Here is a 25946-nt window from a genome sequence, read left to right as displayed (position 1 = left end):
TGTTCATTTTTCGTACACATCTGCATTCTTATTATCATCCGCTGAGGTTTATAATGAAAAGTGGCTTCAAGCCAGTCTGGATAAGGGTTTATCGATGATTGGATTTTGAATCGAGACAGGTGCTAGACAGGTACACCATCCTTTTTTAAGCCATTTATGGTACGTTTCTAACGCTTCTTTCTTCTGTAATTCCATATGTGTATGGATATAGGCTTGATCTAGCTTATCCCTCGCATGATTGAGCAAAGATTCACAGACAATGTAATCAACACCCAATTCCACCCATATTGATCGTGCTCGCTTTCTAAGATCATGTGCACTCCAAGCCTTCTTAGATACTCCTCGCACCCATTCACTGGCTTTAGCACTGTGTATTGGCTGATTATTCCAACGAGATAACGGGAACAAGTGATCACTGTTATAGCCTAGCGCACGTTGCCATGCTTGATATGAGCGTAATAGTTCAATCATCTCGGCAGTTAGTGGATAGCTCATTGCTACTCCGTTTTTGGCGTCTTCTTTAGGGATCAACCACCGCTTTTCAAATAAAGCCTTTCTGGTTTCACCAATACGAGAACCATGGGCTAACATCATCATTAGTAGTAATCGTTGTGGTGGTTGTTGTTGGCCAATCGCCGGCAAGATATCAATCAGGTCTTCAGTATTCACTCGGCAGCCTTTGATTTGAGCTTCTGTAACAGAGAACGTCTCAGGGAAAAACGTCTTAAATTGGACCTAGGATAATGGATTAGTTGTGATGTATTTCAATCGTCTAGCAATAGAGAAAGCCGTTTTCAATAAGAAGAAATTTGCCCTCACATAACTCACTGAATAGCCTTGCTCAAACATCGGCTGAATCAACGCACTATCTATCTTTTGATGGTCTATATCCATGATAGCAACCCCATGAAATAGGCTCATTACATGGGGTTCAGCCATACTTTTTAAGTTATTCAATCGCTCTTTCGTGGAACGTTTTAAGGTATATTGCCGCTGAACATGCCAATCAACCAGCTGATCTACTGTTTCAAATCGATTACATTCAATCGCTTTACCTTTGGCTATTTGAACTGATACCGCACTCACCACATCCATGATGTCTTTGGCCTGAGTACCAGGATATTTCGTAATCCGATATGGGTATTGTTTACCCGCTTCATAACGATAAAACCACCACGTTCCACCGGTTCGAGATGCGTTAAACCGCAAGTAAAGTGGGCATCGAACATCTTTTAACTGACGAACATGTTGATCATTAATATGACGTTTGATTTGAGCATCAGAGATTTTTACGGGGAGGGTTGCAGAAAAGAAGGCATGTTGATTAAAGCGAATTTTACTGTTTGTGATCATTACTCACCTATAAACGTGGCTTGAATACTCATTCGATTGGGTTGTAATCCTTGGCCAGAGAACGACACTTGATCAACAGAACATTGACCTTTAAAAGCGCGAGGGAAAGTGTCATCAAGCAGCACTAGCCCTTCGGCAAAAATGGTGGGATTAGGCGGTGCTTCAATGCTGATTTTCCGTCCTTGGCGTTGCATTTTTCGAAGCTCTGCAGCATACGCTTGTTCTTCTTCCTTCTTGGTGTTCTTATCTTTGCCTAATGACTTAAACGGTCTACTCCCCACTTTGACCTGTTGTCGGCTTCCATCTGCCGTTGAACTATAAAAAGCCTTAACACCATTAAAATCTTGGCGACCATCTAATTCTGCAGACACATTAACAAAGTCACTATTGCCCGGATGATTCACCACATGGAGTGACAGTGTAACGCTTTCAATACGCTTACCTGAAGCACTACGTTGTTCACCCATTGGCACAAAGATGAACCGCTCTTCAACAGGTTTCGCTATTGCATCATAAGACTTGGCCAAGCGGTTCATAAATGCTGGCGTACTTTCATCAGAACGATCTATATGCTCGATTTCAATTTTTTGTAATCGCGGATGAACAAAAACATCAAAGCCATGAGGGGTAAGACAGTCATACACGACTTGTCCTACTGTTGTTTTATCCCAACTGCACGACTTACGTTCACGATAACCACTTTCATCTTTGATAGAGAAAGGCGCAACAGTGAGAACTAACGTGATCTCTCTGGGGTATAAATTCACTGATCGTTTTGATATCTGAAAACTATCACGGACAACATCCCCCAATCGCACCGAATAACGTTCACCTTTGGGTGGCAGTCCATCGACATCATCAGAGCTCACCACCAAAGTGACGTTATCGCCTTCGGTTCCATTGCCATCATTCAACCGCCACGACTTTAAACGGTCCAAGATTAAATCAGCATTATTGCCTATTAGATGAAACATTCTTTAATCCCATGATTTAATAACACGTTGAGTTTTAGGTATCTGCTTGACTTGAGGTAACACCACTTCGGTATCGACAAAAAAAACCTCACGCCGAAAGTGAGGATTTAATTGATAGAAGGCTTGTTCTAATTGGTCATTATCTTGACCAGTGTGCTTATAGAGTAAATCCGTGATCAATTCACCGGCTTTGGCGCTTACCTTCACTCGCGGTACTCCTTCAATTGCAGTATGACATCTGTCACCATAGCTTGGCCGTTATGGATCAATGCCGACTTACCTTCTTTCAGTTGTTGGATCGTCCACTTACCTAAGTTAATACCTTGGCCATCACTGACTTGTTATGGTAATTCAATCAACATTCGCAGCTTTTCAACCGACTCTTGCGCCCCTTGATATAACCACTTAGCGGTTATATCAAGGGGCGCAAGCGGTTTTCCTGTCATTTCAGAACGATACTGCTCAAGGGGCAGTAAAACTCATTAAATCACGTAATAGTGATTGGCAAGAATGTTGGGAACTGTTGATCATTTCAAATCCAACAACTGGTTGGGGTGTCTCAAAATCTTATCCACTTGAAACCGACATCACCCAAGAACTTGTCGAGCAATTTGCTCATGAAGCTATTCACTTTCTATAACGTATTTCGGCTTATGACTACTAATGATAAAAAACGTGAACAAGCACGTAAACGCGCCCAACGTTTGAGAGATAACCGCAAAACCAATGGCGTGACCAGTTTCCCTCTCCCATTAAATAATATGGAGATCGAACGGCTAAATGAGATCTGTAAATTCTTCTCTTATCCCAATACAGCTTGTGATAACACAGAAGCATTACAACTAATGATCCATCGTATTCATGGTGAGATGGAACAAATCAAGCAATCACTAGGTACTTGCCAACATTGTGGTGAGTCATTACCAGAAGGATGTGCAAAATTAAAGGCGGGAGGCTTATTTAAAGGTGATGCCCGTTGCTGGCACACCATGAATCGGGTTCGTCTTTCTCAACCATCAAATAAAAGGATTTAATCATGCAGAATCTAATTATTACCTCCCCTGAATTAGTAGAACTAACAGGTTATAGCCGCGCTGCAGATCAAGCTTCTTGTTTAAGAAGCCACGGCATCTTTTATGTTGAAGGGAAAGATGGTCGTATAAGAACAACCTGGTATCACATTAACCATCCAGCTTCACACAGCAATAATAATGATGGCTTTAACTTAGAGGCATTAGCATGAGAGAACGTAATAACAAAGGCGATCGTAAACTACCACCTCGTGTTTATGCTCATGGTAAAAAATACCGTTGGCACCCTAAATCAGGAGGCTCAATTGCTATATGCCCTATTGAATCACCTTTGTCATTAGTATGGCTCGAATATGAAAAGCTGATTAATAAGCATAGAAGAAATATCGCTGAATTATTTCATGAGTATTTTGATTCACCACAATTTAAAGCACTTGCACCATCAACACAGCGATCTAATTTGGCACGAGTACCAATATTAATAAAAGTGTTTGGTAACATGAATCCTAACGCTTTATTACCTAAACATATTCGTGCATTTATGGATAAACGTGGTGAACATTCAATATCAACGGCAAATAATGACTTTTCATTGCTTTCTAAAGTTATGCAGTGGTCATATGAACGTGGCAAGATAAATAAAAATCCATGCCGTGGCGTGAGAAAATTTTCAGCTAATCAACGTGATCGCTATATTACAGATGAAGAGTATCTTGCTGTTTACCAATGCGCTAATACCATCACTAAAGTTGCAATGGAACTGGCCTATTTATGTGCAGCTCGTAAAGGTGACATATTAAAGCTTGAGTACTCACATTTATTAGATGATGGTATTTTCATTACTCAATCTAAAACTGGCAAAAAACAAATCAAGATGTGGTCACCACGCTTACGTGAAGCAATTGCCCTATCTGAAACATTAGCTGAAAAACAAACTAACTTTGTACTTCGTCGCCCTAATAGTCAAAAGGTTCACGATCGTTCACTACAAGATTATTGGCAAGCAGCAAAAAAGAAAGCCGCTTTAGAATATGGCATTAATACGGATTTCACGTTTCATGATTTAAAAGCTAAAGGTATTTCAGATTACGAAGGAACAATGGCTGATAAACAACGGTTCTCTGGCCATAAAGAATTTGCTCAAGTTAATACCTATGATCGTAAAGTGGACATGGTGCCACCACTTAATCTAAAAAGTATTAATCAGCCTAAGAATGATCAATAGCAAAAATCCCTCATTAAGGGAGGGACTTGTATTTATAATTAAAATCTAAAGTTCACTTCAACATAAAAAATAGAAGATCATTCAGTCTTATGGACTAAACTATTTAACACTATCAGCTCTTCAAAACCTTTAAATAGAGCAAGATACTTTTCTTCGTTTTCAAGATCTGAATTCAGTCTCCAAACAATCGTACCTTTATAATAAATTGTGCAAATAATGTCTTGCCGCTGACGATAAGCTGCAATATCCCACAAAAGCTTATGACACTTAACGAACAAGATGTCGAATTTTTGCCTAAATAGATAATTGTAAATATTAGACAAACTATTGATATCTTGATCTTTAATGCGATCATACATACCACTATCTACTATTGCTTCGTACTTATAAATAGTAGCCCGACAATAATTATAGCTGCTCCTACCTGACTCGATGACTTTATCTAATTGTTTGATTTTTTCAACATTAGTGCGCCCATGGTTAATTTCAAACAATATATTATTCGCTAAAGTAGAATACCCAAGCTTTCTTGCACGCTTCTCTAATCTGACTAACGTTTTTAGTTTTTCATCGATATTTTTTGTCCCAGCAAGAACTACATCAGATAAGATGAAGGCTACCGACTTCTTGTGATAGTTGTTTTTTCGAGCTCTGGCTAAGGTAATCGCTGCATTAATATCAGTCTGCTCAAGAAGATGTAAGCGCTCAACATAAACACTCTCAAGTGTGCCTTTATCCTCAGGACATAGATCCTCACAAAGATTGAGGTACTTTTCTGCTTCGGAATAATTCGCCCTCATTCTGTATGCTGAAGCCATATGCTCGTAATACTTGTATAGGTTGTCTTTATCAATTTCTTTAATAGTGTCAAGCAAGAGATCTACAGCTGAAATTGTTTCAGCGTAACGACCAGAATTACGTAGTATGTAAATATAAGAGCTACTGTAGAAACGGAGTTTATTTAACCTCCTTTCGTTCATCTCATTGCAGTCACCTACTCTTTCGTTATATCTGATGTTTTGCAAACATGATTCAATCGAGTAGAGAAGCAATGTCCCTGTATTGTCTTCTTCTGTGCTATATCCAGTTTGGTATACCTTACGATTAAGTGAACTAAGTTTGACTCCCGTCCTAGTAGGAATTACAGTTACGTTCAAATAAGCATTAGAGATACTGAAAATATCCTCCTTAGTCATTTTGCTAAGAATATAATCTTTAATGATAGGATTGATTTTTATAATCGTGGTAGATAGATCAATCTTCACAGTCGTAGCTAACTCAAATCTAACCAACTCTTGTACGTGTTTAGGGTTTAATCCTGCTCCCAACTTATCTTGCGAAAGATTGGTTAACGTCTCTCCATTTTTTAGAATGGAAAGAATGTTCAACATCTTTAGAGTCAATTCTTTCGAACGATCAGTAAACAATAAATCTATTTGGTTAAGAGTTGTTTTTGGTATGTGAGCGAGGTGAAAATCATCGTCAAAGAGTTCATCATGAGCCAGAACTTCTTCTACTGAACTATTCTCGAGGAAATCCATTATTTGTTCAAGCTTATCAACCACTCCCTCGGAACGCTCATGGATTTGTGCTATTTGAGATTGGGTAAATTGCATCGAGCCAAATCTATCATTCAGAATCAGCTGACTTTCGTGCAAAGTAAGTGCATCTAGCTCTACATGAAAACTTCTAAATTGCTTTATTGTTACACTCGATGAAAAAATGAAAAAAGTATTTTTACCAAATTCAGGAAGTGAATCAGGCAAGTTGGTGAGATACATAAGAGCATCAGCATTTATTTTACTCTTTATGTTGTCGAAAATAATAAAATATACCTCTTCCTCCACTTTTGTACTGAAAAGATATATTAGCTGAGACAATGGTTGATTGGTATCTGCCTTAATCTGATTTTCAACTTGTGCCTTTGTCAAAACTTCAGAGCAATCGATTCGTAAAAATCTTGGCTTCTGCTTCTCAAGAGCATTCTTAAATGATGAGATAAAGTCATAAACACCATAACCAAGAGGAGCACGAATAGACAACGCATTACTATCATGGAGGAAAGTTAATGAGTCTCGAAACGTTTGTTTTCGGACATTACGATTGTATCCTCTGTCTTCTATATCATAGAAGTTTACTATTTCTAGGCGTTGGCGCTCAAGTTCGTTCTTTTCAGCTCTTTTTTTTTTAACTCACTAATATGGCCTAGTTTCTCAAACGTAGTATTGCAATCTATTCCACAATAAAACTGAACACGACCACAAGAAATAGCATCTTCTAGAGAAGCAAACAAATCTTGTCTGTCATACTCGATCTTCGCAGGTTCAGACTCATAGAAACTCCAAAGTATATCGTAACTTGCATTGGGATTAGTGACAACTGTTGCTAATGAACGGGTGAAACTATCTTCCCAACCGCTATATCCTATAACAACAACAAGATCATCGCCTACAAGGTTCTGTAGAGACATTTCAATACGCGCTCTACTCTGCTGCAATTGACTAGTTGTATGCATAGTATCACCTTTGTCCCAGATTCCATGTAGGTGATAAATGTTGATATTTTTATTAACTTTCTTTGGTAGTTGGGTATCAGCAACAACACTAAATGAATTGTAATCAATACCTTGATTAGTAAACTCTTCTTCCAATAAGGTATCAAAATTCGTTGTTATGATATTATCAACACGAAAATTCTTATTTTTGATACCTGAGACAAAGTCTTTAACTGCTTGCGGAATAATATGATTCCCATTGTCATCTATATTGCTTTCTACAACACTTCGAACAATTTCATTAACAGCCTTTTGGCCATAAGAACCAGCAATAATTCTGAAAGCCTGCTGATATTTTTCTTGGGGGGCTACCCCTTCTAATTCTTCTTGATAATCAGCTAAATCCTCCAAATCATCTTGCTTTTGCAAGTACTCTTCTATGAATTGAAGAACACCAGTAACATTGGGAATACCTGCACCACCATTATGAGCTTGACTAAAAGCAGCCCCAAAAAGGAATGTAGTTCCGTCTTTATGCTTTTTTATACGCTTAACGAGTGAACGTTCAAGATGAAATTCTAATGGCATGGATTACACGTCTCTAAACAATTTGAAACACTTCAAACAGTCAATTCCAAACAAATCAGCTTAATACAGCGATTTTTAAGCTTAGAATAAGTAATATAATTTGTTCTATGAATTACTGCTTGGAACAAACAAGCAGATTACACCAATACAAGTAAAATTTCACTGCAATAGGTTTTATATTAACTTTTAGTAACAACTTATTTTGTATATGAAGTAATAATTGTACAAAGATGAAGAAAGCAAAAATTTAATATGTTCTTATAGAGCCCAAAAAACATAACTCCTAATATTAGCCAGAATTAAGCCCTACCTATTTAAATAAACAATTTCGGCTATTACACTCAGAATAAATAGCTAAACCCCACCATATTAAATTCATTTATTTTAAATAATTATGCATATTCATTTTCTAAAAAAACTCAAAACAATCATTTATATTAGCAATTCATATTAGCAAAACGTTAGCAATTGGGATTTAGCAGGAAAATAAGAAGAAATGTGAATACAACTGAAGGGAGAAAAGGAGGTAAAACAGCGTTCACCCCCCATAGTTATAACTTATTGTATCTTATGGTTTTTAGCTAAGAAAGCATCTAACTTATTAGCGAAATTTTGGCGGTCAGCTTGTGTTAATGCAGACGGTCCACCAGTCTGAATTCCACTACTCCGCATGGTTTCCATAAAATCACGCATTTGTAGGCGTTGCTTGATGGTGTCTTTGGTGTACATTTCGCCGCGTGGGTTTAATGCGTGTGCGCCTTTGGTGATCAGTTCATCAGCCAAAGGAATATCAGCGGTGATCACCAAGTCCCCTACTTCGCATTCCTGAACAATATAGTTATCTGCAACATCAAAGCCTTGCTCTACTTGAATCGAGCGTAAAAATGGCGATGGTGGTGTGCGGATATATTGATTCGCCACCAGCGTTACACTTATTTTGGCGCGATCTGCTGCGCGAAAAAGAATCTCTTTTACAACGTTTGGACATGCATCTGCATCAACCCAAATTTTCATAGGTTTCCCTTAAATATTGAGATTACGTGAATGAACACGTTAAATTTATCTATAAAAAAACCGCCCTTAATAAAGGCGGCTTTTATTTAATTCTTTGGCTTAGGCCGCTTGATTAATAGTGAAACTTAACCAATTAGCGCTTTCTTAGCAATGTACTCATCATAAGTGCCGTGGAAGTCTTCTACGCCATCTTTAGTGATCTCAATGATGCGTGTTGCAACAGAAGTTACAAATTGACGGTCATGAGATACGAACATTAATGTACCTTTGAAGTTCTCTAACGCAAGGTTAAGTGCTTCAATAGATTCCATGTCCATGTGGTTTGTTGGTTCATCCATTAATAGGATGTTAGGACGTTGCATGATTAGCTTACCAAACAGCATACGACCTTGCTCACCACCAGAAATCACTTTAACTGATTTCTTAATGTCGTTTTGTGAGAACAGCATACGACCAAGGATACCACGAACAACTTGCTCGTCGTCGCCTTCTTTCTTCCACTGACCCATCCACTCAAGTAGTGTAATGTCTTCAGCGAAATCAGCACTGTGATCCTGTGCGTAGAAACCGATATTGTTGTTTTCAGACCACTTAATCATACCTTCCATTGGGTCCATTTGGCCCGCTAGTGTATTTAGGAAAGTTGATTTACCAATACCGTTTTCACCGATGATCGCAATGCGCTCACCCACTTCTACCAATAGGTTAACGCCATTGATAAGAATGTTATCGCCGTAACCTTGTTTTAGGTTCTCAACTTCAAGTGCGTTACGGAACAGTTCTTTTTCCTGATCGAAACGAATGAATGGAGATTGGCGGCTAGATGCTTTCACAGCTGTTAGCTGGATCTTGTCTAATTGCTTTTGACGAGATGTTGCTTGCTTAGCTTTAGATGCGTTAGCAGAGAAACGGCTTACGAACGTTTGTAGTTCAGCCATCTGTGCTTTCTTCTTCGCATTATCAGCTTGAAGTTGATCACGAGATTGCTCTGCTGCGATCATGTATTCGTCGTAGTTACCAGGGAACAGACGCATTTCACCGTAATCTAGATCAGCCATGTGAGTACATACGCTGTTTAAGAAGTGACGGTCGTGCGAGATAATGATCATTGTGCAGTTACGTGCAAGAAGGATCTGCTCAAGCCATGCAATGGTGTGAATGTCCAAGTTGTTCGTTGGTTCGTCAAGCAGCATGATGTCTGGGTTAGCAAACAATACTTGAGCCAATAACACACGCACTTTAAGACCAGGAGCAACGGCGCTCATAAGACCAAAGTGTTGATCTTCAGAAATGCCAAGACCTAAAAGAAGTTCGCCTGCACGTGCTTCTGCTGAGTAGCCGTCCATTTCTGCGAATTCAACTTCAAGATCAGCAACACGCATGCCGTCGTCTTCAGACATATCAGGCATCGCGTAAATACGATCACGCTCTTCTTTAACAGTCCATAGTTCTTTATGGCCCATGATTACAGTATCGATAACACTGTAGTTTTCAAATGCAAATTGGTCCTGACCTAATTTCGCCATACGCTCGTTAGGATCAAGTGAAACAGTGCCACCAGATTGCTCTAGTTCGCCACCCAAGATTTTCATGAATGTCGATTTACCACAACCATTTGCGCCGATCAGGCCGTAACGGTTGCCACCACCAAATTTAACTGAGATGTTTTCAAATAATGGCTTATCGCCAAATTGCATTGTGATATTAGCTGTTGAAATCAATGTACTGTTTCCAAAATTTGTGAATATATCAAGCATTAAAAAAGCCGCTCAATATAGGCGACTTTTTCTCTAAATTGTTGTCTAGTATAGCAGCTTTCGTGACATACATCACCCTAAATTAGTGCTGCTATTTAGTAACTAATGATTAACGACGCGATCGACCGCCGTTATTGCGGCCACCATTACGACCACTGTTAGAACGTTCTTTATGTGCTGATGCCGCTTTGGCTTGCGATAACAAAATAGACTCAACAGTGAGTTCCATTGGTGTTTTTGGTGTAATGCCGTGGGCAAATGTACGCATACGTGGCGGTAATTCAAATTCAGCCGCAGAAGCACGAGGCATACGCTTAAAACGAGACAGGTAAAAACCTTCTACTTTTTCACGTGCCCACTCTGTTTTCTTCAGGTATTTAACGCTACTTGCAATAGACGGTTTGGTATTGAAACAGTTCATACGCATTGCTGTATCAAGAATTTCCCAACCGTAATGATCAACAAGTTCTGTTAGCATTTTCTCTAAGCTAAGACCATGTAATGGATTATTTTGCAGTAATTGCTGCTCTAGCGTCAGTTCTTTTACTTTTTTTTCTGATTGTGGTTGTTGATCTAATTCTTGCATGTTAATTCCTAACAGAGACTCACTGAGTGGCGCGCATTATACTGATAATAGCAAAATAATCATTAATAAAAAAAGAGAATAAAAAAAGCGAGCACTATACTCGCTTAATAATAGATCTCGATTTTATCGTTTAGAAAGCCAACGACTTATTCCCAATCAAGAATAACTTTACCCGACATGCCAGAACGCATAACGTCAAAGCCTTGCTGGAAATCATCAATCTTGTAATGGTGCGTAATGATTGGGGTTAGATCTAGGCCTGATTGAATCAAGCTTGCCATCTTGTACCATGTTTCAAACATTTCGCGACCGTAGATACCTTTAATGATTAAGCCTTTAAAGATAACCTGAGTCCAGTCAATGCCCATGTCTGATGGTGGAATGCCAAGTAATGCAACCTTACCACCGTGGTTCATACTTGATAACATGCTGTTAAATGCCATTGGATTACCTGACATTTCTAAACCAACATCAAAGCCTTCCTTCATGCCTAACTCATCCATAACATCAGTTAGGTTTTCATTTGCAACGTTAACGGCGCGAGTTACACCCATTTTACGTGCAAGATCTAAGCGGTATTCGTTAACATCGGTGATCACAACATGGCGAGCACCAACGTGTTTTGCAACCGCAGCTGCCATAATACCAATTGGACCAGCACCGGTGATCAAGACATCTTCACCGACAAGATCAAACGATAATGCAGTATGAACCGCGTTACCAAATGGGTCGAAAATCGACGCTAAATCATCTGAGATATCACCTGGAATTTTAAATGCATTAAACGCAGGAATAACCAAAAACTCTGCAAACGCACCTTCACGGTTAACGCCAACACCAACGGTATTACGGCATAAATGGGTACGACCACCGCGACAGTTACGGCAATGTCCACAAGTGATGTGCCCTTCACCAGAAACACGGTCGCCTAAGTTAAAGCCACGCACTTCTTGTCCCATGCCTACAACTTCACCCACATATTCATGACCCACAACCATTGGTACTGGAATGGTTTTTTGTGACCACTCATCCCAGTTATAGATATGCACGTCTGTACCACAGATAGCTGTTTTCTTAATACGAATAAGTAGATCATTATGCCCCATTTGCGGCTTATCTACTTCAGTCATCCAGATACCTTCTTCAGGCTTTAATTTAGACAGAGCTTTGATTTTCATAACACTTATTCCATAAAGCTAGAATAACCATTTAATGGCATTCTATACAATGACCTTAACCAATGGCTAAAGTCGTGCCGATGTTAACAACGAAAAACGAACTAGATAATAGCCATCTCTTTGCCTACTTCGATAAAGACATCAATGGCTTTATCAAGTTGCTCACGGGTATGTGCTGCTGACATTTGAGTACGAATACGTGCTTTACCGTTTGGTACTACTGGGAATGAGAAACCAACCACATAGATACCTTTTGCTAATGCGCGCTCAGCAAATTCTGCTGCTACTTTTGCATCACCTAGCATAATTGGAATGATAGCGTGATCAGCACCTGCCATAGTAAAGCCAGCATCTGTCATACGGGTACGGAAATGCGCCGCATTAATCCATAGGTTATCGCGTAAATCACCACTTTCAGCTAATAGATCAATAACACGGTTTGATGCAGCTACAATCGCTGGCGCAACAGAGTTTGAGAACAAGTATGGACGTGAACGCTGGCGTAACCAATCAATCACTTCTTTCTTACCTGACGTGTAACCGCCTGATGCTCCACCCATTGCTTTACCCAGCGTACCTGTAATGATATCAATACGATCCATTACATTATGGTGCTCATGAGTACCACGACCATTTGCGCCCATAAAGCCGACAGCGTGAGAGTCATCCACCATCACAAGTGCGTCATATTTCTCCGCTAAATCACAAATAGCAGGCAGGTTAGCCACTACGCCATCCATTGAGAACACACCGTCAGTTACGATCAATGTATTACGTGCGCCCGCTTCTTTAGCTGCGATCAATTGTTGCTCAAGCTCTTCCATGTTGTTATTTGAGTAACGGAATCGCATTGCTTTACATAAACGTACACCATCAATAATAGAGGCGTGGTTTAGTGCATCTGAAATGATGGCATCTTCAGCACCAAGGATCGTTTCAAATAAACCAGTGTTAGCATCAAAACATGAGGTATAAAGAATGGTGTCTTCCATTCCTAAGAAATTCGATAGTTTTTGCTCTAATTCTTTATGCGCGTCTTGTGTGCCACAAATAAAACGCACCGATGCCATACCAAAACCGTGTTGATCCATACCCGCTTTTGCAGCAGCAATCAGTTCTGGGTGATTAGCCAAACCTAAGTAGTTATTTGCACAGAAGTTTAATACTTCTTCACCAGATTGAATCTTAACAGCAGCTTGTTGTGCAGACGTAATAATACGCTCAGATTTGTATAGTCCTTCAGCTTTAACATCTTCAATTTGCTGATTAATTTGCTTATAGAATGCAGAAGACATGTGTTCCTCACAGATTTATTGGATGGTAACTAAGCGCAATCGCCGATAAAACCTAAAAGCTCTTTTATCTAGACTAGAACATACTGCAACGACAGCATTAAATATCGAAGTCTAGGGAGTAGCTTTCGTTTTACACCTTTTTTATTTGAAAATCGCCAACTATTTGGTGCTTTTTATCAACACTTTGAACTAGAACTTAATTGGTCACTTTTCAGCATTCTAATTCAAACCTAACCACAGTATTATCCCATACCATGGAAAATGATTATTGACTCTCAGGCACAAATGAATGGAAACTAATAAGCTAATCGCACTAATGCCAGATCTGGCTGTGTTTATTGTCGTCGTTGATGAAGGCAGCTATACCTCGGCTGCCAAAAAGCTCAATGTCACCCCTTCTGCATTAAGTAAACAGATATCACGCTTAGAGAGCGCGCTTTCCGTTAAATTATTAGAACGTACGACTCGAACCTTGGTCATCAGTGAGTCTGGTAAACGCATTTATAGTCAATGTACAGCGATGTTTGATGCCGCAAAACAAGCGATTGAAATCTCCCATTCAGAGCCGATTGTGCCTGCCGGTATGATAACAGTTGCTGCACCCAAAGCATTTCTATCGATAGTATTACAGCCATTAGTGACGCCATTTTTAACTCAATACCCTGATATTCAATTAAAGCTTAAAGCCCGTGATGGTGATATTGATATTATAAAAGAAGGGATTGATGTGGTATTTAGACTAACTGAAAAGCCAAGTGAGGATTTAGTCTTAAAACAAATAGGTAAAGTTGATCTAATGCTATGTGCCAGTCCTGAATACTTAGCACAACGTGGCACACCCCAAACGCCATTAGATCTTATTCATCATGATTGTTTGTATTTAGGGGAAACTAATACAGACAATATTTGGGATTTTGAACAACAACATACACGCCATCGCGTTACCGTAAGTGGTCGTTATGCGGTTAATCACTCTCAAATGCGACTTAATGGTGTAAAAGATAACTTAGGGATTGGTATCTTCCCTGATTTTGTGATTAAAGATGCTTTGCTCGAAGGTGCGGTTATTCAAGTATTACCTGCATGGACGATACGCGGTAATTATCATGGTGATATTGCGCTGCAATACGCCCAAACTAAATTTATGCCCGCCCGACTAAGAGCATTTATTGACTACATAACAGCAAATTTTAACTCGTAAATCATTGATTAAATAAGAAAATGTGCGTTTTTGTCACTTTTTGTTTTTTTTGACACTTATTTTTGTAGTAACGCTAAAGTTATCATTTTCACTGAACTGATACACTTAGTGCATAAAAGGCCATCACAAAATAAAGGACAATCGGTCCTCTCAATGTATGCCTCCAATGCAAAAGGATCAGTGTTTATGCACTCAAAAATCATAGAAAATCATGATGAATTAATCCACTGGATGCGTTTAGTCGAGAATACATATGGTCGTTCAATTCTAACCGATACTGCCATTCATTTTGTTTCTGGCACTTATGATGACGGTACGATAGGTCATATGATTGAAATTTTCGATCTTGATGATGCAATGATCGCCAGTTCAGCAGTGAGCCTCGAATTAGCTGAGTTTGCGAATAAAATGAACAACGTCGTTCAACAGCAAGGGGCTAATAGTCTTGCCGCTTCTCGTAGTGTCATGCATTAAAACAATTAACGTAAATATTCCATCGCTACTTTATTTCTCAGTCACTTCTGATTAGAGTGACGGTATAGTTTATACTTCGAACAGTATAATTAACTGCTTAACGGCCATGATAAACAGCAGCCGTTAAATTGAAATACAGTGGGAACAGCGATGGAAAAATATATTGGTTTAATGTCAGGGACGAGCATGGATGGCGTTGATGCTGTTCTCGTAGAAATTGACAACAATAATATTCGATTACTTGGTTCGCATCCCTTTGCTATGGGTAATAATCTCAAACAATCATTGTTAGATATCTGTTTAGGCCAACCAACAAATTTACAAACATTAGGTGAACTAGACCACCGTTTAGGTCATCTTTTTGCTGATGCTGTATTAGCACTGCTGAATAAAACCCAAACAGATGCTACAGATATCACCGCTATCGGTAGCCACGGTCAAACCGTCTTTCATTCTCCCCACACAGAATATGCGTTTACAATGCAAATTGGTGATGCCAATATTATTGCCGCCAAAACAGGCATTACTACCGTTGCTGATTTTCGTCGTAAAGACATGGCATTTGGTGGTCAAGGTGCACCGCTAGTTCCCGCTTTTCATCAACAACTATTTAGCTCAACCCAATGTACTCGAGTTATTTTAAATATTGGCGGTATTGCTAATATTACTGTCTTAGAGCCTAATAAAGCAGTGACAGGCTTTGATACTGGTCCTGGTAATATGTTGATGGATGCGTGGATCAACCTCCACCAGCAAAAAAGTTATGATGAGAACGGTAATTGGGCCCGCTTAGGTACGGTAAGCTCAGTGTTATTAACCCGCTTATTGTCTGAGCCGTATTTACAACTACCCGCGCCTAAAAGTACTGGTCGAGAGTTATTTAACCTGCCATGGTTAGAACACTATTTAGCCGAACCAACGATTGCAGAACTGCAACTCTCTGCTTGTGATATTCAAGCAACACTCACTGAATATACCGCGCAAACTATTGCAAATGATGTCAAAAAAACAGGCCTCACCCCTGCCGTTACGCCAAATGAACTATTAGTCTGTGGCGGCGGTGCTCATAACCCGATTTTAATGCAACGACTGGCAGAATTGCTACCAAGTTGGCAGGTTATGACAACCGCAGATCGTGGTGTAGATATTGATAACATGGAAGCAATGGCATTTGCATGGCTTGCATATCGCACTATGCACCATCAATCAGGTAATTTACCAGAAGTGACTGGCGCTAGTCGTTTAGCCCAATTAGGTGCGATTTATCCTGCGGATTAACGATAACTAATCAGTAAGCTTTAATACGCCCTGACTAAATGGGGCATACCTTAATGAAAAATAGTAGGTATCCCTGTTTATTACTTGTTGCGTCACTTGTTGATAATAAGATAATGGCAATCGTTGAGCGACAAAAGGCGTTGCTGAAGATTGTTTAAAAATTTCTCTAATAATGCCACTTTCTGAGGGTAATAATGACAGGTATTGTTGCCTCACCTTCTCAGTTAAGGCTTGCGTACCATGCCCATCTTGCACGATCACTTTAATACCGGCCTCTGTTAACTGCTCAACCCACTGAACAATAGCTGGTGCATCAATAGTGGCAGATAAATATAAACTTACCATCAGTGGTTTATTATAGTTATGTACTTGTTTAGCTAATAATACAGTGAGTTGCTGTCGCTGTTGCAATGTTGGAAAATCATAATCACTCAACTCAAGCGGCAAATAAAAGCCTTTAATCGATGCTGAATGCTGAGTTATCCATGGCTTCCAGCGCTGATATGTTTTTTCAAGCTCAACAAAATAATGATTCAAATAATCCGCTTGTTGCGACAATGATTGCGTATGAATGCGTTTAAAATACGTTGGATCTGAATACAAGCCAAACCACACCGTTCCGCCTTGAGCAAACCATGCTTCAATACGTTTTGCTAGCCAGCCCTTTGTACCATCAAATTTTTCTGTGCCATACTGCGACCACTGAATCAGCAACAAATTCATACGTTGCTGTTGAATATCAACCAGCAACGTTTTCCATTCCTGCATTGTTATTGGTTTATCACGATTCAAAGGCTGATACAGAAATCCAACATCAGCCTTTGGTTTAGTTAAATAACAACCAGTAATAATCAGTAATACAATGCATAGCGTAATAAAAAGGCATTGTCGCCCTCTTTTGCGGTACTGCTTTGCCCTACATACTGCCATTCCATCCCCAATTCGGATATGAGTTTATATCCATCATAATGGTTACTCATCCATTCGCTTAACCACAGCACGCCTAATCCATAACGCACATCGTTATCTGTTGTTTTGATATTTAATGTCTCTTCTGCATCATATGAAGAGTAGCTATATTGCATAAAACCATAGGGGACAATACGCTGCTTATGGTTATCAGAAACTTTAACAACACGGCCTAAATCATAACGACCAAAGAATGATAAATTATCAATATGAGCAAGGTTGGCAACCCCTTCGGCATATAATTGTTGAAACCACCATTGCTGTTGATCATATTTCCACGCCTTACTCCATGCATCATTGGCAAGTAGATCGCCACGAATAGTTAAATATGGATTTACTTGATAATCATTCATGGTTTTCTGTGATTTTAAGCCGCCGCGAATAAATACCGTATATTCTTTTAATGGTTTCCATTCCAGACCAATCTCAACTGCATCATTAAATCCTTTACCATAATTTTGCTGATCGCCACCAACAGATACGGTATCAGTAAAGTTGGTACTGTAACCATAATTTATATATAAAGCAGACCGCGGTAATCGCCATTGGTCTTCATTAAAATAGTATTTAGCTTCAAGTTGTTGGTAATAATCCCCCGTTTGACCGGTAATTAACGACGAGCGACTACTTGCATTTTGACCAACCCATCCAGCGACAGAAAAAGCCCAGCCCTGATACACATTACGATGTGAATCTTGAAGATAATGCTGCAATTTTTTCTCTGTTTCAGTTAATGGTTTCTTGTCTTCCAATAGCAAATCTATCGCTTGCTGATAACGTATTTTAGCTTGCTTATTATGGTCTAATTTAGCGAGTACATCCCCATATGCGGTCAATATAAAGACATTAGGTTGATAGTTTGGTTGTTCAAACAAGCGTTGCATAACATACGCAGCTTGCTGGGGCTGATGTCGACTCAAATAAAATGCATATTCTTGCGTTAACTGATTATTGGCACCATATCGAGCCTGAATCTGGTTATAAACTGAGGTGACCTTTGCTGTTTGCTGGGTCTGTTGGTAGACATGAAACAATGCGATCGCTTCTGGCTCTTTTTTAAAAGGATCATGCGCTTGTGTCAGTAAACGTTCGGCTTCGGCTACATTACCTAAACCTAGAGCAATCCTACTGCCATCAATGCGCTGCCACTGCGAACTATTAATAGAACGCTGACGCCATAAACTTTGCGCTTGTTGTAATAATTTAAGATCTAATAAACTATTAATATACTGATGAAATTGATAATCATTTAATTGCTGTTGAGGAACTGATTGCCAATATGCAACGGCTTGTTGATTATTATTAATATCTGCATACCAAGAGCCTAATAGCAATTGTTCCATGATCCCTTTAGGTTCAATCGCTTCAACCATCGTGATAGCTTGCTGCTTATTTGTTTCAGCTTTACATTGAGCAACAGCCATAATAGCGAATGGGCGCTGAGCACTAAGATCTGTATTGATTACATCGTTACATTGGTTGGTATTTACCCAGTAATCGCTCTTTATTTGTTTACTCATTGAAAGATAATGATTTAATTGTCTAACTTGTGTCAGTGAATAAGCATCGCTTGCTGCATAAAAGTCATCAACAAATGCACCAGTAATCGCAGAATACCGTAATGCAACACTGTTTTGTTTCAATAAGCTAGATAACAACTGGCTCATCTCATTATGATTGTTAGTCTTTGATAACGCATAAAGAGCCGATTTCAACAGGCTAATTTTCCCTTGCTGCTGATATAATTTAAGCCAAATTGTTGCCGCTTGTGGGTATTGCTTAAGCTTGTCATAACTCGTAGCAAGAACAGGTAATTGAGATGGTTGTTGCAGTTGTTTTGATAACCGTGCTATCGCTTTCCAGTTATTTGTTTTTACATAACTATTTACTAAAATATTAATTCTTTTTTGCGCTAGGCGATGATTAGAAAATGATGTTTTTTCTAATAAGTTTATCGCATTACTCGCTTCAGCCAAATTAAGCCATTGCGCAGAATGGGTTGTAGGATCACAACCTGCGAGTAATATTCTGGCTTGGTGTTTATTTGGTAAGGCCTCAACCACTTCTTGAGTACACGGTGTATATTCAAGCGCTGCTTTCTGGGCTATTTGCTCGGTTGTTAATTTTTTCAGATCCTGATAAGCAACGGAAGCTTCTGCATTTAGCCCTTTGTTTTTTTCAAGATCACTAAATACAGTCATCGCTTTAACATAATCTTTCAGACCAAGTAGATGGAAAGCATATTCAGTTAATATTCGATTCGAAGTATGACTATTAGGATCAGTATTCGCTAATGCTAACGCAGGCTTAATTTGCCCAAGTTTCAAATAGGAAAGCGCAAGCATGTAACGATCATCCCCAGAAAGCTTATCGATTTGAGCTAAATGAGCCAAAGCATCAATAGTCCCAGCGTAATCTTTCTGAGAAAAAGCAAGTTGTGCTTCAGGTGCTATCGCTGATTTTACTTTAAGATTAAAGGGAATTGACTGACTCCAAGCCAGCGTTTTCTTAGCACCATAATGATGCAAATTCGCATAAAATAAGGTTTGATAACCTAATTCTTGATCGTGTAGTGATAGCCCTTCTAATAACTGATGTAATTCAAAGTAAGTCATTAACTTAGGGTGATTAAGCTGCGTTAGCTTTAAATGTACACTTAAAGCATTTCGTTGTACTAATGGTAATTTTTCAAGCCAAGGCTCCATCAGTTGGTAATCATCCATTTTTATCGATAATTCAATGCCATATTTTAATAATTCATGGTTCTCTGGTGCTTTTTTTAACGCATGCTCTAATTCAGTAAATGCTTCCTTGTACTGGCCATTCTTTTCATCACGCATTGCTTTATCAATAAAAGGATAAGTAGCGAAATGTTGATATTCCGTCATACCCTTACTAATATTTAGTGCTTTATCATCATCGGCAAACGTCACAGTTGATGCCATTAGCAAACATAAAGATAAACTGTGTAATTTATTATTCACCTAAACCAGCTCCTTGTGCTTGTATCAGTTGACTAATACTGATTTCCTGCTTGGTTTTTAATTCCATCGCAGCACTAATAGACGCTGATGAAACATATTGCTGAGAAACTAAAAAGTCACCAAACCTAATATCTGATGTACGAGCAAATGCTAACACTGCTTGATTTAGTACGGTTGGTTCTATCAGTTTTAACGCTAACAAATAGTCACCCAACTGCATACGAGAAGCATAATATTGATCTATAACATACTGACGTTCAGATAAAGGAAGTTGTTTCTCTGCCACCACTTGGTCTAATTTCATTGATGGATTAGTCTCTTGCTGATCAAAATACCAATAGCGTAATCCCAACATAACAGCACCATTGGTAATAATGACCCAAGACACTTCACACTGTAACTGGCGCTTAATAACATTGATTGCAACTGGATTTAGACGTTTATTACAGCCTAAAATAAGTGTTCCATTGTCATACTTAATGGGCAAGACTGAATATTTTAACGCTAACATTTTAGGCAATCGCTCGATGGTACGAGGATCTAATTCAAAAGGATCACAAGCTTGATACTCGGCATCAACCTGAACTGCAATTGCCGCACTTAATTTTTCATTAGTGACATAATGTTTTAATACCAAATGTGTACCAAAAAGCATATTCGTCGGTTTAGTCACCAACGCTTGTTCTAATTGCTTTTCAGTGATCTGCCCTTTTTCTATTAGTATCTGACCTAACGGTATACGGCGAATGGTGTCATCAACGATAGGAAAATCATGAGTAGTTTTATCCCAAGCAACACGACGAGGGTCGCCTTGTTCTACAACCTGACGGATCGCGCGAACATTAGCAAAAAAGTTAATAATATTGCCCCATACCATCCGTGGAAATGACAAGAATCCTTGCCAGAAACCATAATACTGAGTGACAAAGAAAGCCCGTTGGAATGTACGATTAAAAAATAAAATAAAATTAATATAGAGCAATACTTTGACCATAGGATCATCACTTAATAATGATAAAAAGTGATAGCTATCAGGGACCAATGTACTGTATAGCGTTAATGCAACCATCTGAAATAAAAGTAACATAGCTAAAAATCCGCCAAGGTTACTCATCGCTCCACGGCGATCACGCCACAAAAAGTAATTAATTTTCCAATCTTTAGTCCATTTATGGTTTTTCATTCCCTGAAAAACGATGCCGATGATCCAACGTGTTTTTTGTCGTACGGCGGTGTTAAAAGTGGTTGGAAAATATTCACGTACGCATACAACACTTCCTTCGCGCTTTGATACACCGATATGAGATTCACGTAATGTCACATGATCTTTTCCCATAACAGGAAAACGCACGAAAATTTCTTCCATTCCCCACTGCTTTAAACGAAAACCAATATCGTAATCTTCTGTTAAAGATTGCACATCAAACGGCAGACCATCACCCTCTACGGATAAACGTAAAATAGCCTGACGACTAAAGCATGTACCAACCCCCGCGCTAGGTACTTGCCCAGCTAGCGACTCACGTACAATAACGTCTTTACCATGTAATTCTGCGAATTCATCTACATAGTGAGCAGGCGTCATTTGATACCATTTACGTGCATAAGGATAAACAGGTAATTGAATAAGATCTTTTCGTGGTAATAAATGATTAAATAAACGCAGTTCTAAGGCTGAAATAACATCTTCTGAATCATGTAAAACAAAGCCTGCAAATTCTATTTTAGCCTTCTTTTCAAACTCAATAATTGAGGCAATAATATTATTCAGACAATCAGCTTTGCTTGTTGGACCGGGCTGAGCACAAACAACTTTATGCACATGTGAAAATTGCGCACAAACATTATCGACATCGGCTTGTGTTTGTGGATCATTCGGGTAAGTGCCTACAAAAATTTGATAGTTTTCATAGTCTAAACCAGTTGCAGCTAAATGGGCCATTTTATCAATAACCCCATGCTCTTGCCACGCAGGTACCATAATAGCGATAGGTTGTTCGGATTTAACCAGTAATTCATCCGCGTCCATATGATCATGACGGCGATATACCGTGACTCTACGCCACAATTTTCTGGTCCAAAAATAAATATCAATAAACAGATCATCAATGCCAAAAATAGCAAGAACAAACATCAGAACTAACGATATATACTTAAGGACATACAAGTAATTTATAAATAGATCAAAAAACATTAAGCATTCTCACTAAATCATCAGCTATTTTTAATGATGCTTTACCATCACCAAAGGGGTTTTTCATCTCATTAGAGATTGTTTTATCTAACATTAATAAACATGCTTGAATTATTTCTTCCTCACATTCAGCGCCAGCTAAAATAGAAAAACCCTCATTAATCGCCTCTGGTCGTTCTGTTGTTTTTCTTAAAACAACAGTAGGAATACGGTATGTCGGCGTTTCCTCTTGAATGCCACCAGAATCTGTAATAACAAGCTTAGCGGATGCTAATGACTTTTGTAATTCAAAATAGTCTAATGATTCGATAATATGTATTTTATCTTGACCTAATAATGCCTCTTCTACTTGATTTCTTACAATAGGGTTAGGGTGAACAGCAAATTTAAAAATAAGATCAGGTCTTATTTCTGATAGTTTAATTAATGCATTACAAATAATTTTAATATTATTCCAATTTTCACGTCTATGCGCAGTTACAATAATAATATTGCTTTTTTCATTCGGTAATAACCCTTGTTCTAATAAATAAAGTTGTGCATCAACAACGGTATTACCCGTTAATATTATATTCGATGCAGGCACTCCCTCAGAAACAAGAGCAGCATAAGCTAATAATGTTGGAGCATAATGTTTTGTTGCTAACTTACTGACTAATATACGATTTGATTCTTCAGGAAATGGATGGCGTAAATCACCAGAACGTAAACCAGCTTCAACATGAGCAATAATAGGAATTTGATTATAAAATGCCGCTTTTGCTCCAGCTAATGTCGTTGCTGTATCACCATGAACCAATACTGCCTTATAGCTTATCATTTCAAGGATTTGCTGAACATTATTCATTAAACCTGACAATAATGACGTCACACTATTGCCTTCTGGTCTCGATAATATATAAGTAGGTTTAATATTAAATATATTAAATGCTTGCATAGCTAATTCATCATGTTGTCCGGTATGACACCAATCAACACGAATATTATTTGTTTTTAATGCATGAAAAACAGGAGCCATTTTAATAACTTCAGGCCTTGTTCCTGTGATAATTAATATTTTCTTATTATCTTTCACAGTAGATCCTTATTATTTGTTTTAGATTGGTTTAGTTAATATATATTACTATAATGATAAAAAACACAATAAAAATAATAAGGGTAATAATAAAATTAAATATCACAACTATTATTTATATATATAATAAAAATAATAGACTATAAATTTAAATAAAATACCAGTAATGCATTCCCTTATATTTTATAAAAACAAAAAGATACCACCTTGGTATTTTTATTTAAAAAACGGCTTACTTTACGTGCTTATTTTATAAAATAAACTTTAATTTACAAGTAAGATTAATACCCTTAAAATAATCACATTCTTTATTTTTGAGAACTAAAATGAAAAAAAAAACCGTACCTTTGCCAAATAAAGAGCCTTGTCATTATAAAAATGTTGCCTTAATTGCTTGCTCTACTCAATTTGACCCAACACAAGTACCACAAGTGGTTAGCGTTTTAGAGAGTCATGGCTATCATGTAAATTGCCATTATTTACAACAAAATATTTCAGATTTTGGTTATGTTGATACTGATCAAGCGCGAGCCCATAACTTAATTAAAGCATTACTTGATTCAACAATTGATGTGTTGTGGTTTTATCGTGGTGGTGGTGGCGCATTAAACTTACTTCCATATCTCCATCGTTATAAACAACAACTCTTAGCAATACCTGCAAAAATAATTGTAGGATTTAGTGATGTAACTGCTATTCATAGTTTTCTAAATGATGAATTAGGATGGCGCTCAATTCACGGTGTTAATGCCAATAACCACCTTGATATGGGTACCACAAATCAGCAACCATTGCCTGATATCTTCGAAATAATGAATAACGGTATAGTTTATAACAATGCACTGCCACTTAATGCACTAGCACAACAAGCAGCTTCTATTACGGGAATTTTAATCGGTGGTAATCACACCCTTGTTGCTGCAACATTTGGCACTAAATATCAGCCTGATTTCACAGGTAAAGTATTATTACTTGAAGACATTGGTGTGACTTTTCGTCAATTAGATCGTTACTTACAACAATTATTATTTCTAAATGAATTTAATGTAGAAGCGATTATTTTTGGTCAATATTATTCTACCGATCCAACAGATCAAGAACGAATGATGTACAAAGCAGTATTACAACGATTTGCTGATCAATGTAATAAGCCCGTGTATTACTTTCCTTTCTTTGGTCATGGCAAATATAACCAACCATTTATTCTTGGTGAAAGCATAACGTTACAACGTAACCAAGCTTCAACGGAATTAGACATGACTGAATACGTAATATGCATTCAACCCCCCTTTCACAGTAAATAAATCGTCATCATTTACCAATAAAAAAGGCTGCTGAGTAGTTCTCAACAGCCTTTCAATAGCTATAGCTAAATGATTACTTTGCTTGAGTCTTCAAGAATTTCTTCACTTTCTTCATTGCCATTTGGCGCTTAAGAGGTGATAGATAATCAATGAAAAGAATACCTTTTAGGTGATCAATCTCATGCTGGAGTGCGATAGCAAGAAAATCATCACGCTCAAGGTGAATATCATTACCATCACGATCAAGCGCAGTTAATTCGATTTTCTCGAAACGCTCTACATCTGCGTAGTAATCAGGAACTGATAAACAGCCTTCTTGGCCAATTATTGGGTTTTCACCACGAACAATCTTAGAGTTAACGAATACCTGTGGTTCATTACGCTCTTCAGATAAATCGATAACAATAATAGACTCTTTGCGACCTACTTGAGGAGCAGCTAAACCAATACCATTACCCGTTTCGTACATGGTTTGTAGCATGTCGTCGATAAGCGTTTGGATATGTTCAGCTTTTACATCTGTTACTTCTTCAGCTTGAACGCGTAGCTTTGGATTTGGTTCGGTTAAAATTTCTAAAACTGCCATTTTATCTCTTACTTAATCGAGTACTTAGGTTACTTTGCAGTAACTTATCAGATTACCGCAAAGGATCAAAATCCTTACGATATTCTGTTGATGACGCTACTTTACCTAAAAAAAAGCTGCAACAACAATTGATAATAACAATTAATTTAATAAGTGATCCTAATCCAAGGCGTAAACATTATAAAAAACACCCATTTTATTAATATATATTCATAAAACCCTTTCAACGATAACAATCTGTTTCTGAGACCTTTTTCATATTTACGCTTATTTTATTCATCATTTATTCCAAAAAATCGCCACCTAATAAACCATTGTTCAATTAAGAATAAATAACGACAGTTTTCAGACTAAAAGTGATATTCATACGCCAATTAATTGACACA

24 protein-coding genes are annotated in these 25946 nt (G+C 38.2%); 7 read left to right on the top strand and 17 right to left on the bottom strand.

What is annotated here, in order from left to right; translation table 11 throughout:
* Positions 1 to 66 precede the first annotated feature (66 nt).
* From CZ809_RS09355 to CZ809_RS21395, 5 genes are all read right to left on the bottom strand, one after another.
* The gene (locus tag CZ809_RS09355; RefSeq protein WP_159447942.1) at positions 67 to 669 is read right to left on the bottom strand and encodes a tyrosine-type recombinase/integrase; all 603 of its coding nucleotides are present in this window, start codon (positions 667 to 669) and stop codon (positions 67 to 69) included.
* Between the two features lie 66 nt (positions 670 to 735).
* Positions 736 to 1353 carry a hypothetical protein gene (locus CZ809_RS09350; protein WP_080157258.1) on the bottom strand — a complete coding sequence of 206 codons (618 nt, stop codon included), beginning with the start codon at positions 1351 to 1353 and terminating at the stop codon, positions 736 to 738.
* Positions 1353 to 2327, bottom strand: coding sequence for a contractile injection system protein, VgrG/Pvc8 family (locus CZ809_RS09345; protein WP_080157257.1), 975 nt, complete (start codon positions 2325 to 2327; stop codon positions 1353 to 1355). The genes CZ809_RS09350 and CZ809_RS09345 overlap by 1 nt, the downstream gene beginning before the upstream one ends.
* Before the next feature lie 3 nt (positions 2328 to 2330).
* Positions 2331 to 2534 (bottom strand): hypothetical protein, encoded by a 204-nt coding sequence (locus CZ809_RS09340; protein WP_080157256.1) that lies wholly within the window; start codon positions 2532 to 2534, stop codon positions 2331 to 2333.
* Complete coding sequence (locus CZ809_RS21395) at positions 2531 to 2617, bottom strand: hypothetical protein (protein ID WP_235865912.1); 87 nt, start codon at positions 2615 to 2617, stop codon at positions 2531 to 2533. Before CZ809_RS21395 ends, CZ809_RS09340 begins: the two co-directional genes overlap by 4 nt.
* Positions 2618 to 2980: 363 nt before the next feature.
* Between CZ809_RS21395 and CZ809_RS09330 the strand changes: the two genes are divergently transcribed.
* The 3 genes from CZ809_RS09330 to CZ809_RS21390 are packed head-to-tail and all read left to right on the top strand — an operon-like array spanning position 2981 to position 4583.
* Entirely contained in the window at positions 2981 to 3361 is a 381-nt protein-coding gene (locus CZ809_RS09330) for a hypothetical protein (RefSeq protein ID WP_080157255.1), read from the top strand.
* Positions 3362 to 3363: 2 nt separating this feature from the next.
* Complete coding sequence (locus tag CZ809_RS09325) at positions 3364 to 3570, top strand: DUF4224 domain-containing protein (RefSeq protein ID WP_036794961.1); 207 nt, start codon at positions 3364 to 3366, stop codon at positions 3568 to 3570.
* Entirely contained in the window at positions 3567 to 4583 is a 1017-nt protein-coding gene (locus CZ809_RS21390; RefSeq protein ID WP_080157254.1) for a tyrosine-type recombinase/integrase, read from the top strand. Before CZ809_RS09325 ends, CZ809_RS21390 begins: the two co-directional genes overlap by 4 nt.
* A gap of 77 nt (positions 4584 to 4660) precedes the next feature.
* On the opposite strand, the gene CZ809_RS09315 is transcribed toward CZ809_RS21390, so the two are convergent.
* From CZ809_RS09315 to CZ809_RS09285, 7 genes are all read right to left on the bottom strand, one after another.
* Positions 4661 to 6625, bottom strand: a complete 1965-nt coding sequence (locus CZ809_RS09315; RefSeq protein WP_080157253.1) for a hypothetical protein — start codon at positions 6623 to 6625, stop codon at positions 4661 to 4663.
* 101 nt (positions 6626 to 6726) lie between these two features.
* The gene (locus tag CZ809_RS21385; protein WP_080157252.1) at positions 6727 to 7665 is read right to left on the bottom strand and encodes an SIR2 family protein; all 939 of its coding nucleotides are present in this window, start codon (positions 7663 to 7665) and stop codon (positions 6727 to 6729) included.
* 558 nt (positions 7666 to 8223) lie between these two features.
* Positions 8224 to 8679 (bottom strand): YaiI/YqxD family protein, encoded by a 456-nt coding sequence (locus CZ809_RS09305; protein WP_080157251.1) that lies wholly within the window; start codon positions 8677 to 8679, stop codon positions 8224 to 8226.
* A 125-nt stretch (positions 8680 to 8804) separates the two neighbouring features.
* Positions 8805 to 10400, bottom strand: a complete 1596-nt coding sequence (locus CZ809_RS09300; RefSeq protein WP_080157764.1) for an ABC-F family ATPase — start codon at positions 10398 to 10400, stop codon at positions 8805 to 8807.
* Positions 10401 to 10545: 145 nt separating this feature from the next.
* Positions 10546 to 11022 carry a VF530 family protein gene (locus tag CZ809_RS09295; protein WP_080157250.1) on the bottom strand — a complete coding sequence of 159 codons (477 nt, stop codon included), beginning with the start codon at positions 11020 to 11022 and terminating at the stop codon, positions 10546 to 10548.
* Positions 11023 to 11168: 146 nt separating this feature from the next.
* Positions 11169 to 12200 carry an L-threonine 3-dehydrogenase gene (tdh, locus tag CZ809_RS09290; protein ID WP_080157249.1) on the bottom strand — a complete coding sequence of 344 codons (1032 nt, stop codon included), beginning with the start codon at positions 12198 to 12200 and terminating at the stop codon, positions 11169 to 11171.
* A 101-nt stretch (positions 12201 to 12301) separates the two neighbouring features.
* Positions 12302 to 13495, bottom strand: a complete 1194-nt coding sequence (locus tag CZ809_RS09285; protein ID WP_080157248.1) for a glycine C-acetyltransferase — start codon at positions 13493 to 13495, stop codon at positions 12302 to 12304.
* A gap of 289 nt (positions 13496 to 13784) precedes the next feature.
* Here CZ809_RS09285 and CZ809_RS09280 point away from each other — a divergent pair, with 289 nt between their 5' ends.
* The 3 genes from CZ809_RS09280 (at position 13785) to CZ809_RS09270 (ending at position 16448) form a co-directional block, all read left to right on the top strand.
* Positions 13785 to 14696: a LysR family transcriptional regulator gene (locus CZ809_RS09280; RefSeq protein WP_080157247.1), complete on the top strand. Its 912-nt coding sequence runs from the start codon at positions 13785 to 13787 to the stop codon at positions 14694 to 14696.
* A 186-nt stretch (positions 14697 to 14882) separates the two neighbouring features.
* On the top strand, positions 14883 to 15170 hold the full coding sequence (locus tag CZ809_RS09275) for a hypothetical protein (RefSeq protein WP_080157246.1): 288 nt from the start codon (positions 14883 to 14885) through the stop codon (positions 15168 to 15170).
* A 150-nt stretch (positions 15171 to 15320) separates the two neighbouring features.
* The gene (locus CZ809_RS09270) at positions 15321 to 16448 is read left to right on the top strand and encodes an anhydro-N-acetylmuramic acid kinase (protein WP_080157245.1); all 1128 of its coding nucleotides are present in this window, start codon (positions 15321 to 15323) and stop codon (positions 16446 to 16448) included.
* A 6-nt stretch (positions 16449 to 16454) separates the two neighbouring features.
* Here CZ809_RS09270 and CZ809_RS09265 read toward each other — a convergent pair whose 3' ends face one another.
* Genes CZ809_RS09265 through wecB form a run of 4 tightly spaced genes read right to left on the bottom strand, consistent with a single transcriptional unit; the run spans position 16455 to position 23670 of the window.
* Entirely contained in the window at positions 16455 to 17378 is a 924-nt protein-coding gene (locus tag CZ809_RS09265) for a DUF4434 domain-containing protein (RefSeq protein ID WP_080157244.1), read from the bottom strand.
* Positions 17300 to 20401, bottom strand: coding sequence for an NfrA family protein (locus CZ809_RS09260; protein WP_080157243.1), 3102 nt, complete (start codon positions 20399 to 20401; stop codon positions 17300 to 17302). The genes CZ809_RS09265 and CZ809_RS09260 overlap by 79 nt, the downstream gene beginning before the upstream one ends.
* On the bottom strand, positions 20394 to 22595 hold the full coding sequence (locus CZ809_RS09255; protein WP_080157242.1) for a glycosyl transferase family protein: 2202 nt from the start codon (positions 22593 to 22595) through the stop codon (positions 20394 to 20396). Before CZ809_RS09255 ends, CZ809_RS09260 begins: the two co-directional genes overlap by 8 nt.
* Positions 22585 to 23670, bottom strand: a complete 1086-nt coding sequence (gene wecB, locus CZ809_RS09250) for a non-hydrolyzing UDP-N-acetylglucosamine 2-epimerase (RefSeq protein ID WP_235865891.1) — start codon at positions 23668 to 23670, stop codon at positions 22585 to 22587. The genes CZ809_RS09255 and wecB overlap by 11 nt, the downstream gene beginning before the upstream one ends.
* 326 nt (positions 23671 to 23996) lie before the next feature.
* On the opposite strand from wecB, the gene CZ809_RS09245 reads away from it, so the two are divergent.
* Positions 23997 to 24974 (top strand): LD-carboxypeptidase, encoded by a 978-nt coding sequence (locus tag CZ809_RS09245; RefSeq protein WP_080157241.1) that lies wholly within the window; start codon positions 23997 to 23999, stop codon positions 24972 to 24974.
* Positions 24975 to 25047: 73 nt separating this feature from the next.
* On the opposite strand, the gene def is transcribed toward CZ809_RS09245, so the two are convergent.
* Positions 25048 to 25560, bottom strand: a complete 513-nt coding sequence (gene def / locus CZ809_RS09240; protein WP_080157240.1) for a peptide deformylase — start codon at positions 25558 to 25560, stop codon at positions 25048 to 25050.
* Positions 25561 to 25946 lie beyond the last annotated feature (386 nt).

The sequence above is a fragment of the Photobacterium piscicola genome (assembly GCF_900166965.1).
GTDB lineage: Bacteria > Pseudomonadota > Gammaproteobacteria > Enterobacterales > Vibrionaceae > Photobacterium > Photobacterium piscicola.
Note: the sequence above shows the minus strand (reverse complement) of the source record. Positions and strands in the feature narration are given on the sequence as shown.